Origin of the sequence: Citrobacter sp. Cpo045, assembly GCF_030332875.1 — a bacterium.
GTDB classification, from domain to species: Bacteria; Pseudomonadota; Gammaproteobacteria; order Enterobacterales; family Enterobacteriaceae; genus Citrobacter; species Citrobacter portucalensis.
Window position 1 is genome coordinate 341,442 of record NZ_JAOWGZ010000103.1, and the last position, 15,514, is coordinate 356,955.

15 protein-coding genes, 1 pseudogene and 1 other annotated feature (1 of these 17 running past the window's edge) are annotated in these 15,514 nt (G+C 51.1%); of the genes and pseudogenes, 5 read left to right on the forward strand and 11 right to left on the reverse strand.

Features of this window, described 5'->3' with window-relative positions:
- Positions 1 to 2: 2 nt before the first annotated feature.
- From pduV to OGY13_RS17730, 3 genes are all read left to right on the forward strand, one after another.
- Complete coding sequence (gene pduV / locus OGY13_RS17720) at positions 3 to 455, forward strand: propanediol utilization protein PduV (RefSeq protein ID WP_008785152.1); 453 nt, start codon at positions 3 to 5, stop codon at positions 453 to 455.
- Entirely contained in the window at positions 440 to 1,654 is a 1,215-nt protein-coding gene (locus OGY13_RS17725; protein ID WP_213752966.1) for an acetate/propionate family kinase, read from the forward strand. Before pduV ends, OGY13_RS17725 begins: the two co-directional genes overlap by 16 nt.
- Before the next feature lie 92 nt (positions 1,655 to 1,746).
- Positions 1,747 to 2,613 carry a GHMP family kinase ATP-binding protein gene (locus OGY13_RS17730; RefSeq protein ID WP_003834174.1) on the forward strand — a complete coding sequence of 289 codons (867 nt, stop codon included), beginning with the start codon at positions 1,747 to 1,749 and terminating at the stop codon, positions 2,611 to 2,613.
- A 40-nt stretch (positions 2,614 to 2,653) separates the two neighbouring features.
- Here OGY13_RS17730 and OGY13_RS17735 read toward each other — a convergent pair whose 3' ends face one another.
- The 7 genes from OGY13_RS17735 to phsA all read right to left on the reverse strand — a co-directional run bounded on the left by OGY13_RS17735 (position 2,654) and on the right by phsA (position 9,927).
- The gene (locus OGY13_RS17735) at positions 2,654 to 2,989 is read right to left on the reverse strand and encodes a DUF496 family protein (protein WP_003834176.1); all 336 of its coding nucleotides are present in this window, start codon (positions 2,987 to 2,989) and stop codon (positions 2,654 to 2,656) included.
- 238 nt (positions 2,990 to 3,227) lie between these two features.
- Positions 3,228 to 4,286 (reverse strand): FUSC family protein, encoded by a 1,059-nt coding sequence (locus OGY13_RS17740; protein ID WP_008785155.1) that lies wholly within the window; start codon positions 4,284 to 4,286, stop codon positions 3,228 to 3,230.
- A gap of 107 nt (positions 4,287 to 4,393) precedes the next feature.
- Entirely contained in the window at positions 4,394 to 4,861 is a 468-nt protein-coding gene (sbmC, locus tag OGY13_RS17745) for a DNA gyrase inhibitor SbmC (protein ID WP_008785156.1), read from the reverse strand.
- A gap of 123 nt (positions 4,862 to 4,984) precedes the next feature.
- Positions 4,985 to 6,157 (reverse strand): serine-type D-Ala-D-Ala carboxypeptidase DacD, encoded by a 1,173-nt coding sequence (dacD, locus tag OGY13_RS17750; RefSeq protein WP_032941959.1) that lies wholly within the window; start codon positions 6,155 to 6,157, stop codon positions 4,985 to 4,987.
- Between the two features lie 139 nt (positions 6,158 to 6,296).
- A complete protein-coding gene (gene phsC, locus OGY13_RS17755) occupies positions 6,297 to 7,064 on the reverse strand; it encodes a thiosulfate reductase cytochrome B subunit (protein ID WP_213752967.1) in 768 nt (255 codons plus the stop codon).
- Positions 7,061 to 7,639, reverse strand: coding sequence for a thiosulfate reductase electron transport protein PhsB (gene phsB / locus OGY13_RS17760; protein WP_003834185.1), 579 nt, complete (start codon positions 7,637 to 7,639; stop codon positions 7,061 to 7,063). Before phsB ends, phsC begins: the two co-directional genes overlap by 4 nt.
- Before the next feature lie 14 nt (positions 7,640 to 7,653).
- Positions 7,654 to 9,927 carry a thiosulfate reductase PhsA gene (gene phsA, locus OGY13_RS17765; RefSeq protein ID WP_213752968.1) on the reverse strand — a complete coding sequence of 758 codons (2,274 nt, stop codon included), beginning with the start codon at positions 9,925 to 9,927 and terminating at the stop codon, positions 7,654 to 7,656.
- A 399-nt stretch (positions 9,928 to 10,326) separates the two neighbouring features.
- Between phsA and sbcB the strand changes: the two genes are divergently transcribed.
- The gene (sbcB, locus tag OGY13_RS17770; RefSeq protein WP_071445381.1) at positions 10,327 to 11,751 is read left to right on the forward strand and encodes an exodeoxyribonuclease I; all 1,425 of its coding nucleotides are present in this window, start codon (positions 10,327 to 10,329) and stop codon (positions 11,749 to 11,751) included.
- Between the two features lie 58 nt (positions 11,752 to 11,809).
- On the opposite strand, the gene plaP is transcribed toward sbcB, so the two are convergent.
- The 4 genes and pseudogenes from plaP to OGY13_RS17785 all read right to left on the reverse strand — a co-directional run bounded on the left by plaP (position 11,810) and on the right by OGY13_RS17785 (position 15,236).
- On the reverse strand, positions 11,810 to 13,171 hold the full coding sequence (gene plaP, locus OGY13_RS17775) for a putrescine/proton symporter PlaP (RefSeq protein WP_003834188.1): 1,362 nt from the start codon (positions 13,169 to 13,171) through the stop codon (positions 11,810 to 11,812).
- On the reverse strand, positions 13,161 to 13,223 hold the full coding sequence (gene yoeI, locus OGY13_RS25060; RefSeq protein ID WP_099045591.1) for a membrane protein YoeI: 63 nt from the start codon (positions 13,221 to 13,223) through the stop codon (positions 13,161 to 13,163). Before yoeI ends, plaP begins: the two co-directional genes overlap by 11 nt.
- Positions 13,224 to 13,385: 162 nt before the next feature.
- Positions 13,386 to 14,370 (reverse strand): annotated as a pseudogene (locus OGY13_RS17780) (LysR family transcriptional regulator).
- A 41-nt stretch (positions 14,371 to 14,411) separates the two neighbouring features.
- Positions 14,412 to 15,236 (reverse strand): SDR family oxidoreductase, encoded by an 825-nt coding sequence (locus tag OGY13_RS17785; protein ID WP_003834190.1) that lies wholly within the window; start codon positions 15,234 to 15,236, stop codon positions 14,412 to 14,414.
- A gap of 174 nt (positions 15,237 to 15,410) precedes the next feature.
- Between OGY13_RS17785 and hisL the strand changes: the two genes are divergently transcribed.
- On the forward strand, positions 15,411 to 15,458 hold the full coding sequence (gene hisL / locus OGY13_RS17790) for a his operon leader peptide (RefSeq protein ID WP_100250077.1): 48 nt from the start codon (positions 15,411 to 15,413) through the stop codon (positions 15,456 to 15,458).
- Positions 15,434 to 15,514, forward strand: a sequence feature (His leader region); it runs 42 nt beyond the window's last position. Its footprint overlaps the gene before it by 25 nt.

Sequence of the window (15,514 nt, forward strand, 5' to 3'; positions counted from 1 at the left end):
TCATGAAACGTATCATGCTAATTGGCCCCAGCCAGTGCGGTAAAACATCGCTCACGCAGTGCATGCGGGGAGAAGCGCTTCACTATCAGAAGACCCAGGCCATAGTCTGGTCTCCTACGACAATAGACACACCGGGTGAATATCTTGAGAACCGCTGCCTGTACAGTGCGCTGCTGGCCAGCGCCTGTGAAGCAGACATTATTGCGCTGGTACTCAATGCTGACGCGCCGTGGTCACCATTTTCTCCCGGTTTTACCGGACCAATGAACCGACCCGTTATTGGCCTCGTTACCAAAGCCGATTTAGCCAATCCGCAGCGTATTTCTCTTGTGGAGAGTTGGTTAGTTCAGGCTGGTGCGCAAAAAGTATTTGTCACCAGCGCGCTGGAGAATACTGGGGTCGATGAGATGTTCATTTTTCTGAATGCAAAGGAACCTTCATGTCTCACAAAATAATGGCCATTAATGCAGGTAGTTCCTCGCTTAAATTTCAACTACTGGCGATGCCGCAGGGTGAAATGATCTGTCAGGGGTTGATTGAACGTATCGGTTTGTCTGATGCGCAGGTCACCCTAAAAACGCCAGCGCAGAAATGGCAGGAGGCTTTGCCCGTAGCCGATCATCGTGAAGCCGTAACGTTGCTCCTGGAAAAACTGCTCAACCACCACATTATCAACAGTCTGGAAGAGATCGACGGCGTGGGTCATCGCGTCGCGCACGGCGGAGAATCCTTTAAAGACTCCGCGCTGGTAACTGATGAAACGCTGGCAGAAATCGAGCGACTCGCGGAACTGGCCCCTCTGCATAACCCGGTAAATGCGTTGGGGATCGCGGTATTCCGCCAGCTATTGCCCAAAACACCAGCCGTTGCGGTGTTCGACACCGCCTTTCATCAAACGCTTGATGAGCCTTCTTTCATCTATCCCCTGCCCTGGCGTTACTATGCAGAGTTGGGTATTCGTCGCTATGGTTTTCATGGTACCAGCCACAAATACGTTAGCTCACAGCTTGCTGAAAAACTGGGTGTACCACTCAGCGCCCTGCGCGTTGTTTGTTGTCATCTGGGCAACGGCAGCAGCATCTGCGCCATCAAAGGCGGACAATCGGTGAATACGTCAATGGGCTTTACGCCGCAGTCTGGCGTGATGATGGGCACGCGAAGTGGCGATATCGATCCGTCCATTTTACCGTGGATTGCCCTGCGAGAAGGCAAAACACCGCAGCAGCTCAACCAATTGCTCAACAATGAGTCCGGATTGCTCGGTGTTTCTGGCATCTCACCTGACTACCGCGACGTTGAACATGCCGCAGATATGGGCAATCACCAGGCGGCGCTGGCGTTGACGCTTTTTGCTGAGCGCATTCGTGCCACCATTGGTAGCTATATTATGCAGATGGGCGGTCTGGATGCCCTGGTGTTTACCGGTGGTATTGGCGAAAACTCCGCACGGGCGCGCGCTGCGATTTGTCGTAATCTGAATTTCCTGGGGTTGGCCGTTGATGAGGAAAAAAATCAGCGTAATGCCACCTTCATTCAGACTGAAAATGCGATGGTCAAAGTGGCGGTGATTAATACCAATGAAGAGCTGATGATTGCGCAAGACGTTATGCGTTTAGCGATATCTGAAACTGTGACATTGGGCATTCCTGCATAATACTGCCGCACCGCAAATTGCGGCAAATCATGGTAATAGCGCGATCGCCATGACACTATGCGCCGAAGATTGCTGATCACATAGGTGAAGACGTGGCTGTTGCGCAATGTCCCGCATCGTGCGGAGAACTTATCCAGGGCTGGATTCTGGGCAGTGAGAAATTGGTCTCCTGCCCGGTTGAATGGTATAGCACCGTTGAGGTCACTTCAGGTTCACCGCTGACAGATGAACGTCCGCTTTCGCGGGCGATGGTTGAGAGGTTATTGCTGCACTGGCAATACCCGGCACAAATGAGTCAGGATATTCGAATTGATGTCCAATCAACCATTCCTGTCGCTAAAGGGATGGCCAGCAGCACAGCGGATATCGCCGCCACGGCAATCGCCACGGCGCAGTATCTGGGTCATCAGCTAGACGAATCTACTCTGGCGCAGCTTTGCGTTTCGCTGGAACCTACCGACAGCACCGTTTTCCGCCAGCTTACGCTGTTCGATCATAACGACGCCTCCACGCAAATTGCTTGTGAAGCCCAGCCTCAACTCGATCTGCTGGTTCTTGAAAGTCCGGAAACCTTGCTTACTGCTGATTATCACCGTACTCCACGCCAGTCAGGGTTACTGGCAGGCGCTCCAGCGCTGAAACGCGCATGGGAAAAGGTACAGGAAGCCTGTATCAGTCAAAATCCTTATCGGATGGGTGAAGCCGCCACGCTGAGCGCGATCGCCAGCCAGTTGCTGTTACCTAAACCAAATTTTGATTCACTTTTAGCGCTGGTAGAAGAATGTGATTTATACGGTGTCAACGTTGCGCACAGTGGCAGCGTAGTCGGTCTGATGCTCGACAGAAAGCGTCATGATGTGGACTACATTAAATGGATGCTGACGCAGAAAAAATTAACGGAACACTGGCCGGAACAGCATTTGTTGCGGATGGTAACTGGTGGAGTCGAACTGCAATAAGGGCCGCCGCTAAGCAGCGACCCAGACAAGCATAAAATCGTTACTCGGCTTTCGCTTCGCCGTTTTTCACTTCGCCCATCGCTTTCAGCTTTTTAGAGATGTCGCGGCGCTCTTTAGAGATCTCAGCGTTTTTGATGATGTAATCATCAACACGATCTTCATAATCGCTTTTCATGCTGGCGATAATGCCCTGAATCGCTTCCACGCTCATTCCAGGCTTGATGTAGTCGCTCAGGTTGTCCAGCAGCAGAACACGTTTCTGGTTGTCACGGATCTTTTTCTCAACGTCCTGGATTTCACGTTGCAGTTTGTTTTTACGACGGAACAGACGAACAAATTCCAGCACGTCCTGGAAAGAAGGCTTGGTAGTTTCCATTTTTACACCCCTGATAATGTGAGATTCGGATTCGTTAAAACAACGGCTAAAGTGGGTCAACATTACTTTCATGCCCGCCATACTTCAAGTTGCATCTACATCGACCATGCATGGTTGAAACCTGAATTATCGAGGGTAAAGCCATTGCAGTTACCAATGGTTTTAGCCTTTTTTAGTATCATACCTCTATTCGTTGCTGAATCGAAGCAGCAGTAGAACCAATCCCCTCATCTGCTCTTTATTTGCGCAGCGCGCGACAGATCAAATGAGAGAGCAACTCCAGCTGTCGCGCCATTTCCATATTTAGCCAAACGTAGCCGTGAATGGGCGTTTCAGCGACATTATCGCCCTTATGCTCAGCAATAAGCTGACGTAACTCCACCACGGTGTCATTGAGTTTTTCCGTATTGGCAAGCACCGGTTGTGGATTACCTTCATACAATGCGTGGGTTATCGTCAGTAGCGCCTGTTGTGTCCTGAGCTGTGTTTCACGCAAAGTATGCGCATTCAACATAACAAAGTGGCTTGTACGGCTGGCCCAGAGCGCATTGATTTGCAGCTCAAGCATGCAGACCAGGTTACGATTAACCGTCTGAATAGCTTCAAAGATTGATTTTTGAATGCGGGTTTCTTTGCTGGCAGGAACGATGAGCCCACGCATTTTGACAACATCACTTAAAAGCTGTTGTAAATGCTTCTCCAGTCGCGGTTGCTCCAGCAGGTTGGGAGATAGCGCAGCCTGATACACCCGATTGTACCCCGTTACGCAATGCGCCAACTGAATTCGCCAGTGTATAAATGCCCGCTGCGGCCAGATACCGGTAAACAGCATTGCCAGTAATGAACCCAGAATAACATCGCCGCCGCGCCATAACGCTGTGTTCATATCACCAGCGGGGGCGCCCACAACGACCGCAAGCGTTATACCAATCAGCAACGCCTGATACGGCTTTTTACCCAGTGCCAGCCAGCCGCAGAGAAACATCGCTACCGCGCACCATATCAGCATTAGCGGAAGTGAAAAGAGCTCCAGACGAAGAGCCACCAGCCCAAGTACCGAACCCAGAATTGTCCCGCCAATACGCTCAAACGCTCTGGGGACAACGTTCCCCCAAAAGGAAATAGGCCCCATAATTACCACCAACGTAATCAGAGGCCATGTACCTTCAGGAATGTTCAACAGGCGAACCAACAGAAAAGTAAAAAGAAACGCCAGCGCAATGCGAACACCATGCACCACACGATAATGACGATACAAACGAATTTCAAAAGGACTCAGTGACTTATCTGCACGCACTCATGCACTCCGTCAGGGAATTGCAAAGAACAGAATTGTACCTGTTTTTTGAGTGAAAACATCACCCTGATGACCAGGACATTCATCCTGATTTACACCAAAAACAGTTACTTCGACTGTACCGGCACGTACATTTCAATGTCCCAGTAGCCGTCCTCCATGCCATTGTTCATATAAACTTCAAAGCAAGGTTTAGCGGCTATCGCATACGTCGAATCCTGCAGCAGGCGCTCAAAGAACTGATACCACGGCGTCGCGAAGTCATGATTTTCAACGCGCGCAACGGCGATAGCATAGTCGCCCCCCGCCAGTTCGGTCTGGATCACCCCTTCGCTGTTTTCTGGGATCTCAAAACCTTCAGGCACAGACACCACGGTATCACAACGCAGTTTTTCCGCCGGAACAACGTCAGGATTGTCGTAATAAACGGCTATCCATTCCAGCGGTACGATCTGCTTACCGTCGACCCACATCATTAACTGCTCGAAACCCTGCTTTACCGTTTGTTCCCACGGTCCAACCATATGGAAACCGGCAATTATGCGTTTCTCAACCTGCTTTATCTCGTACTCCATATAACCTCCGTTATTACACTGTATTTATATACAGTGTAATTTTTAGGTATGACGGCCACAAGGAATCAGTGATTATTATGTGAGCAGATTCGCACTCTTGCCAGTCAGGCACATCAGGAAAAACTACGCTTTGTGGTGGAAGTAATCGCTCAAACGCGAGAAGACACCGCCTTCGTTGACAGACTCCAGCGTAACCAGAGGCCAGTGCGCCACCAGTTTATCCCGATCGTAGAGTTCAATTTCCCCCACACGTTGATGGGCAGCAATGGGGGCAACCAGTTCTTTCTTATCAAGAACATATTTTGCCTTGATATTAGCGACTTCGGCTTTAGGCAGGGCCATCCAGAAATCCTGCTCTGTGCCAAGGCTAATTTTTTCTTTATCGCCGTACCAGATCCGTTCAATACCAACCTGCTTACCGCTACGTAATACCTGCACGGTATCGAAGTTCTGTTGTCCCCATTGCAGCAGTTTTCGCGCCTGGTCTTCACGCCCTTTCGCACTCTCCGCCCCCATCACAACTGCAATCAGGCGGCGCTGCCCATCAACGGCAGAAGCAATCAGGTTGAATCCAGCGCCGGAGGTATGTCCTGTCTTCAGACCATCGACGTTCATAGTTTTATCCCACAACAAACCGTTACGGTTTTGCTGCGTGATTCCGTTCCAGGTAAGGCTTTTTTCACTGTACATATGGTAGAAATCCGGCTCTCCATGGATGATAGCTCTCGACAGCACGGCCAGATCGTAAGCTGAGCTATGCTGACCTGGCGCATCCAGACCATGTACCGTTTCAAAATGCGTGTCCCGCAGGTTCAGCTTTTGCACATAGTTGTTCATCATCGCGACAAACTGCGGCTGCCCTCCGGCGATGTAATCCGCCAGCGCCACGCAGGCATCATTACCGGAATCAACAATTAGCCCGCGACTCAGGTCACGCACAGAAACGCGATCCCCTTCTTTCAGGAACATTAAGGATGAACCGACGAATACCGGATTATCTTTCGCCCAGGCATCTCGTCCTACGGTGACAATATCTGTCGGACTAATACGCTTGCTGTCGATTGCGCGATCGACAACATAGCCGGTCATCAGCTTGGTCAGGCTGGCAGGGTTGCGCTGCTGGTGTTCATTTCCGGCTGTCAGGATTTGGCCCGTGGTGTAATCCATTAATACCCACGCACCGGCATTAATTGCCGGAGGCTGTGGAGCGAAACTGGCGACGTCGGTCGCGTACGCGGGCGAAAAACTCATCGCAAATAGTGAAGCGGCAATAAACAAACGGCGTTTCAACAGCATGTCCTCAGGAAATGGAGAAATAGCCGTTCTTTTTACGGAAGTTCTGGCGAACAAACATGGATAAATTGCAAGAAAATGTGACATAAGGCACATTTTCTTGCTGTAAGGAAAGGATTTCAGATATCGACCGCGTCTGGCGTTACCCTTTGCGCGGTGCCGTTTCTGCGTGATGGCTACGATGACGATGATAGCCATCTATCATACTGCGGAAAATTTGCCCCGGCGTGTCACCCAGCGTGCACAGGTAAATATGCGCACAGATGAACAGTAAGCCGACAATCGCCAACACCATATGCAGCACCAGCATCACAGGCCCAGCCCCTACCACCTGCGGGTAGAGGCATAACAACCCGGTGATGATTAGCAGCGGAATCAGCGCATACATGATGGCCAGATAAGCCAGCTGTTGTAGCGGGTTAAATTTACTCTCTGCCGTTGCGGCAAACGGGTGTGGTTCACCCTTCATGATGCCATACAGATAAAAGCGCGTTTGCAACAAGCAGCGTGATATCAACCCGTTAAACTTCACCCGGTAATGACAACCGTTGCCGCTGGTTGCGTTGATTAGCACAAAACCAACCCAGAAGGCCAACAAGGCGAAACCGCACCAGGTATGTACCTGCACCATCAATGCCACCGGTCCGACAGAGAAGTGACCAAACAGGCCACTCAGCAAAAGCAGGATAAAAAGCAGCGCATTACCCCAGTGCCAGCGGCGGACTGCCAGAGAATAAAGGTAATCCCGGTGCTCTTCTCCGGTTGCCGTCTTGGGTGCCAGCATCCGACGTAACAGCGCGTGCATAACCAGGCCCGCAATCATCAGCACAACAACAACTCCTGCATAAATGAGCCACAGCGGCCAGTAGTCCGGCGCATAGTTAAGCTCTGCTCCCCAGATAGAATTCATGCTTTACCCTCCTGATGGATCTCTTTACGCCGATAAACACTCACCGGACCGCTACGCGTATCCTGCTGGCGATAAACCTCTTTTTGATTTATCCAGTGCTGAATTTCCGGATCGTCACGACGACCAAATTTCAGCGCATCCGTCGGACAAACGGAAACGCAGGCGGGCGATTGACCGCTCTCGAGTCGGGTATCTGCGCAGAAGTTACATTTGTCGGCAATTCCCGTTTGCGGATTGAGATAACGGACATGGAACGGACAAGCGGCAACGCAGTAGTCACAGCCAATACAGCGAGACTTATCCACTTGCACAATGCCATTTTCGTCGCGAAATGATGCACCGGTCGGACAAACGCTGACACACGGCGCATCTTCACAATGCTGACAGGAAACGCGAACAAACTGGAAGTGGGACAGCACCTCGGGTTCATGTTCGGGTGAACGGATCTGCACCTGTAGACGGCTAAATCCCTCTGGCACATCATTCAGAACTTTGCAGGCAACCGTACATGCCTGACAGCCGATACAGCGTTTCTCGTCATGCAGCATGACATAAGGGTTCGTAGATTGATTCATGATGTTCTCCTTTCTCATGCCCGACGAAGCGTAACGCCAGCGGTGTGGACCACCGTACCGGAAACCGGACTGGTAACATGCGGAAGCAAATTACCGCAATGGATACCGTGCGTTGTCGCTGCGGTTTTGGCTCCCGCCTTGGCGCCAAATCCCATATAAACAAACAGCGTATCGGGCCGAATTCCGGCGGTGACCAGCGCTTTGCCTTTTTCCTTGCCGGTCGCATTTTCCAGCCAGATGTCATCACCGCTTTTGATGCCTTTTTCACGGGCCGTTTGCGGGTGGATCCACACCGCGTTATCCCACATCAACTCGCTAAGCAGTGGCACGTATTGCGTCGCACCGTTGGTATGAACCGCCACTTTTCCCTGGATAAAATAGAGTTCACTGTCGCCTTTAAGCGCAAAATTGCGCGCGCGCGGAATACCGTAGCCAGGCAGGAGCGTTTCCAGCTCTTCGGAATAGAGTTCGATTTTTCCTGACGGAGATTTAAAGCGCAGTTGCTCGCCATAGGTACCGTCGCTGTCAACCGCCACCGCGCCCGGATAGCGTTCCACAAACTGACGCACCGCTTCAGGTTCACGCAGCAGCAACGGAACACCCCACTCCCGATACCCTTTCTGACGCAATTCAGCAGATAGCGCATGATCGCCATTAAGCTGGTATAACTGACGCGTTTGCATATCCTGCCATGGGTAGAATTGGCCAAGGCCTAACTGCACGGCCAGCTCTTTCCAGATTTGCCAGCTCGGACGCGCATCACCAATAGGTTCTACTACCTGCTGACGCAGGGCATAGGCTGGATTCAGACCCGACATATCTGAAACTTCTTCATCGCGCTCAAGGTAAGTACATTCAGGCAAAAGGTAGTCGGCATACGCCGCGCTTTCGCTTAAATAGACATCACAACTGACCACAAGGTCGAGCTGTTCAACGGTTTTGACCAGATCAGGTCGACAGGTTACGGTTTGGAAAGGGTTGTGTCGGGACATAACCCATCCCTTCACCGGATAAGGCGTCTGATTTAACACAGCATCAATGATGCTTTGCACCACACCACCGCCCGCCGCGATGTACTTAAACTGCGGGGCTACCAGATCGATACGCTGCGCCGTTGGCTTGGGTAATTTGACATCGGGTTTTGCCAGCATCGGAGCGACCTTCTCTCCAGCCAGCTTATTGTAAGTTGCCGCCGCTTTTTTCTGATACAAACCGCCTTCACGCTCAATATTGCCAAGCAGCACATTGAGGGTAAAAATCATGCGCCGCATATCAATTTCTTCTTGCGAAAACGTCGCGCGATGGCCCGGACTGACGATGGCATGAGGCGCGCAGGCGGCCATTTCGCGGGTGACCCGAACAATGACATCAGCAGGCACATCCGCGAGCTGCTGCGCCCATTCCGGCGTGGTCTCTTGTACCGCTTCTGCCAGTTGCTCAAACCCCGTGGTGTAGCGCGCAACAAAGTCCGCGTCATACAGATTTTCATTGATCATGACGTGACACATGGCCATCAGCACCGGTAAATCGCCGCCCGGCTTGAGCGCATGCCATTCATCCGCCTTGCTGGAGAATACGGACAGACGGGGATCGAAGCTGACCATCTTCGCCCCCTTCTCCTGCGCGGTCATCAGCTCATGCGTATCAGCAACCTCGATCCCTTCATAGAGGTTATGGCCAAAAGAGACCATATAACGGGTATTGGCGATATCCATGGCTAAATCGCCACCCATCATAACTTTAGCGGCAATGGCTTTACCGGCAGGACACGTTGATGCGTGAGTAAAGGTATTCGGTGACCCGAAAGCCGTCGCGAGGTGAAATAAATGGCCAGACAGCGAGCCAGATTTAGACGAGAAGACGACTCCCTGGGGACCATATTGCGTTTTTATTGCCGTCATTTTTTCGGCGATTTCTTTATACGCCTGTTCCCAGCTAATAACCTGCCAGTCACCGCTCCCGCGAGGTCCTGTGCGTTTCATGGGTTTAACAATGCGATGAGGGTCGTTGACCAGGCTAACGCCGCTGCCGCCGCGAGCGCAGACACGTGTCCCCTGCTGTGGCGCATTAGGGTTTCCCTGAATAAAAACCGTTCTATTATTAATCACCTGAGCCTGAATTGGGCAGCGAAAAGAACACATCTCGCACAAACTTGGCGTCAGGGATGTTTTCCCTTTGATACTCTCTGGAGAATTTCGCGCCAGTGCCCCAGGCGGGAAACTGCCTATCGCACAGGCTGAACAGCCTATACCCACTCCTCGCAAAAAATTACGCCGACTAATGCTCATATAACCTCCTGTTATTAGATATATCCAATAATTATATGGCGTTTAGATTATTTATTTTTTACATCAATCACATTTCATTACAATGCATGACAGCGAATTGACATAAATAAAAAACCATTGTTTATAAAAGATTTTTAAAGTTTCCAGAACACAGTAAATAAAATGGAAATAACAATAATGGTTATCAGTTAGATAATTTACAAACCCGCAACCTCAAGATATTTTATTTCCGTAATTTATTTTAACAGTGCGGAATTTATTAATTAATTCCATTAATGTCCTGTTTATCTCAATTTTATTGCGTACACAATCCAGCTTCGATAATGCCATAGCTGATTATCTCGCTATTTTTTGGTATTCTTGAACCAGCGCTAAATTGATCCCGGACATAACTGAACAATGAATGACGGCAAGCAGCAACCTGGTTTTCTCTTCCACGATTACGAGACCTTTGGTACCCATCCGGCGCTGGACAGACCCGCGCAATTTGCGGCTATCCGCACAGATAATGATTTCAACATCATCGGTGAACCAGAAGTCTTTTATTGCAAACCCGCGGACGATTATCTGCCGCAGCCTGAGGCGGTGTTGATTACGGGTATCACACCGCAGGAAGCACGAGAAAAGGGAGAGAATGAAGCCGCATTTGCTGCACGCATCCACGCCCTGTTCACCGTGCCGAAAACCTGTATCCTGGGTTATAACAACGTGCGCTTCGATGATGAGGTGACGCGCAACATCCTGTATCGCAATTTCTACGATCCCTATGCCTGGAGCTGGCAGAACGATAATTCGCGCTGGGATCTGCTGGATGTGATGCGCGCCTGCTATGCCCTGCGCCCTGAAGGCATTAACTGGCCGGAAAACGACGACGGCTTACCCAGCTTCCGCCTGGAGCATTTGACCAAAGCCAACGGTATTGAGCATACCAATGCTCACGATGCTATGGCGGACGTATACGCCACAATCGCAATGGCGCAATTAGTGAAGTCGCGCCAGCCGCGTCTGTTTGATTATCTCTACAGCCATCGTAATAAGCACAAGCTGGCCGCGCTGATTGATGTCCCGCAAATGAAGCCGCTGGTCCATGTCTCTGGTATGTTCGGCGCATGGCGCGGAAACACCAGTTGGGTAGCGCCGTTGGCGTGGCATCCGGAGAATCGTAACGCGGTTATTATGGTCGACTTAGCCGGTGATATTTCGCCGCTGCTCGAACTCGACAGTGATGCCCTGCGCGAGCGGCTCTACACGTCTAAAGTGGATCTGGGTGATAACCCGGCCGTACCGGTTAAACTGGTGCACATCAACAAATGCCCGGTACTGGCACAGGCGAATACTCTGCGTCCGGAAGATGCCGACCGTCTTGGCATTAACCGCCAGCACTGTCTGGATAATCTCAAAGTTCTGCGCGAAAATCCGCAGATACGCGACAAAGTGGTCGCGATCTTTGCCGATGCGGAACCCTTTACACCGTCAGATAACGTGGATGCCCAACTTTATAACGGCTTTTTCAGCGATGCTGACCGTGCGGCGATGAAAATCGTTCTGGAAACCGAACCACGCAATTTACCGGCGCTGGATATCTCCTTTGTCGATAAGCGCATTGAAAAACTGTTGTTTAATTACCGTGCACGTAACTTCCCGGGAACGCTGGACGAAGCAGAACAGCAACGCTGGCTGGACCATCGCCGCCAGGTATTCACACCGGAGTTTTTGCAAAATTACGCCAATGAACTGCAGTTATTGAGCCAGCAGTATGCGGATAACAAAGAAAAGTTGATGCTGCTGAAATCACTCTGGCAGTATGCCGAAGAGATTGTATAAATCCCACACATAAAAAAACGGAGAACATGTCTCCGTTTTTTTTAGTTAAATGCTGTTATTACGCGACATCTTCGTCGTACTGCGGCACCGGGTTGCGGAAGCTTTTGGTCACACAAGCCAGGTAAATCAGACCGATACCGGCCCAGATCAGACCCAGAACCATTGAGCTCTCTTCCAGATTCACCCACAGCGCACCAACGGTCAGCGCACCGCACATCGGCAGGAACAGATACTGGAAGTGGTCTTTCAGCGTCTTGTTACGCTTCTCACGGATCCAGAACTGGGAGATCACCGACAGGTTAACGAAGGTAAACGCCACCAGCGCACCAAAGTTAATCAGCGCCGTCGCCATCACCAGGTCAAAGTTGATTGCCAGCAGAGCAATCGCACCAACCAGAATGATGTTCATAGACGGAGTACGCCATTTCGGGTGTACATAACCGAAGAAACTTTTCGGGAATACGCCGTCACGCCCCATCACGTACATCAGACGCGCTACGCCAGCATGCGCCGCCATACCGGACGCCAGTACGGTAATGGTAGAGAAAATCAGCGCGCCAACCTGGAAGAACTTACCGGCGACGTACAGCATGATTTCCGGCTGTGAAGCGTCTGGATCTTTGAAGCGCGAGATATCCGGGAAGTACAGCTGCAACAGATAGGTGGAGACGATAAAGATCAGGCCACCAATCAGCGCAGTCAGGAAAATTGCACGCGGGATCACGCGCTCAGCGTCTTTGGTTTCTTCTGACAGGTTGCTGATACCGTCAAAACCGGTGAACGAGAAGCACAGGATCGTAGCGCCCGTGATCATCGGGATCACGTGTGCATCACCTGACCAGAACGGACGGCTGCTCGCCAATGTACCAGCACCTTCCCCTTCGAACACGCCATAAACGACCATGCCGAGGATCACTGCAATCAGCACCACCTGCAACAACACGATTACGGTGTTGAAATTCGCAACGGATTTAAGGCTGCGCAGGTTGAAGGCGGTCATAAAGGCCACCAGCGCCACCACGAATATCCATGACGGTATCGACGGCACCAGGGCTTCAAAATAAATTTTTGCCAACAGAATGTTGATCATCGGAGCGAACAGGTAGTCCAGCAGTGATGACCAACCCACCATAAAGCCAACGGTCGGGCTAATGGATTTCTGGGCGTAAGTGTAGGCAGAGCCTGCAGACGGATAGCGACGCACCAGTTTACCGTAGCTCAGTGCGGTAAAGAGGATGGCGATCAGTGCAAAGGCGTAAGCTGTCGGGACGTGACCATCGGTCATTCCTGATACGATACCGAATGTATCGAACAGCGTCATCGGCTGCATATAGGCAAGGCCCATCATGACAACCGGAACCAGCGTAAGCGTTTTACGTAATTCCACGCGAGAGGTGTTTGGAGTAGCGTTATGCGACATGGTTATCCCCCATTACGGCGAAAACCGTCGCGTAAGCAAAAAATTGCCCCATTTTTTGTTAATCCTCAGCGACAACAACTGTCGATTTTTAAGTAAGTATCTATCCGGTACGAAGCCCGGCCTCTTTTATGAATGATTGGTTTGATGCAAAAAAATAACCGACGCGTATTAAAACGTCGGTTAATGTCATTTTTTGCAAGCGGCGTATTTTGCCCTAAATTGGGGAGAAATAACAAGAGATTGAAGCGACCACAAAAGAATATTTTTTCTTAACTGATTGATTTGTCAGCAGCCGTTTTAACATACACCCCCGCAATAGCACTATTTGCTAAAATTTCATCCCGCCACCAGGCACTGGCCAACCCGGCGGTCTGTTCATTCCAGCCTATCCACACGGGTTCAAAGACAATTTGCGCGACCACTTTTTTCTCAATCAGTGCGCCGCTCTCCAGAAATCGCTGCGCCAGGTAGCGCGGAATATAGCCACATCCCAGACCGCTGATTTGCAGTTCCAGCTTGGTTTTGAAGTCAAAAACGGTAATGGCTTCCTGATCGTCCAGCACCTGGGAACCTGAGACGTTGGCATGCTGCGCATTGTCGCCCACCACTATGGCGCGAAAACGGCGAATGGTACGACGATTTAACGGTTCCTGTTCCTGCGCCAGCGGGTGATGCGGCGCAACCACAAACACCTGTTCCAAAACCCCGAGCCGTGCAAAGCCAAATTCGCTCGCTGCAGGGGGTTCATGCATGGCGCCAACGATAATATCCGCCCGGCCCTGAGTGAGGGCATCCCAGGAGCCGCCCAGCACGCCATTGATAAATTTCAGGCGCGTCACGCTGTGGTGTTGATAGAAAGATTCGATGAGTGGGGCCAGCAGTGAAAAGGGAAACGTATCATCTACGCCAATAACCAGTTCATTCTCCCAGCCTTCGTGAAGTTTAATCGCCTGCTTTTCGAGTTCACGGACGGTGTGCAGCACCTCCCGCCCCTTTTCCAGCAGCATCTGCCCGGTGCGGGTGAACTTAGCCCGGTGTCCGCTGCGATCGAGTAGCTGAATATTAAGATCGCTTTCCAGCTTATGGACGGTGTAGCTAAGCGCAGACGGCGTCTTAAACAATTTTGCCGACGCCGCCGCGAAACTGCCCTCTTTTTCTAATGCATCGAGGATGATAAGAACGTCCAGCAGTGGTTTCATACTCGCCCCCTGGCGGTATACAGCGGCACTCTGCTGGATTGTCACTCCATCGGCATCACCAGCGGGTCAGGATACTGGTACTCAAACCCAAGCTCATTACAAATACGGTTGCCATCAATGACTTTACCTTTACCGTTATCCGTACCGCCGCGAAATTCCGGCGGCTCCATCCCCAACTGGCGGGCCATCTGCGGATAGAACACGTTACGCGCCGGATGCATAGGCGCACATATATTATAGATGTGTCCCCCTTTAGGCGCTTGCAGCAGTAACGTGATGGCAGAAACTACATCGTCCAGATGCACCAGATTGACGCCATGATGTCCGTCAGGTGCCGTCTTGCCAGCGAAGAAGCGACCAGGATGTCTTCCCGGACCGACCAACCCGGCCAGACGCAAAATATCCACCGATGTGCCTGGCAAATTGTGCAACCAGTCTTCAAGTTCTTTCAGGACACGACCGCTCGCCGTGACCGGATTACGCGCCGTCCCCTCTTTCACTGTGCCCTGAACGTCACCATAGACTGACGTCGAACTGGTAAAAATAATTCGTGGGATCCGATACGCCAGCGCGCTGTCGACCAGCTCCTGCATGGCCTGCAGGTAAAATGCTTCCCCAGGACCGCTACGACGCGCAGGTAGCGTAATAACCAGCGCATCGGCGTCCATCAGTGCATCGAGATCGTCAGCCTCACAGACCAGTTCAGGTTCCAGGCGCAGCGAATAACTCTCGATACCGCTCATGCGGGCCGCTTCCACCCCATCCAATGTGGTTTTGCTGCCGGTAACCTGCCAGCCTCTCGCCGCCAGCGACATGGCTAACGGCATGCCTAACCAACCTAACCCGACAATTGCGACCTTTTTCATGCCTTCTCTCCTGACTTTTGGCCTATAACGCAAGGCTACGCCAGCCCACGGTGGCTGACAATTCATAGTATCAATATGAAATGAATTAATGATCAAAAAAAGCCCTTGCTTTCCGTAGCTAAAGTGGTTTAGGTTAAAAGACATCAAATGAATAAACATTCATCGAGAAAATTTATGACACGCGCTCAATTCAAACACCATCATCACCATCATCCTGACTAGTCTTTCAGGCGATGTGTGCTGGGAGACGTTTAAATCTTCCAGCGGTGCATGAGCGT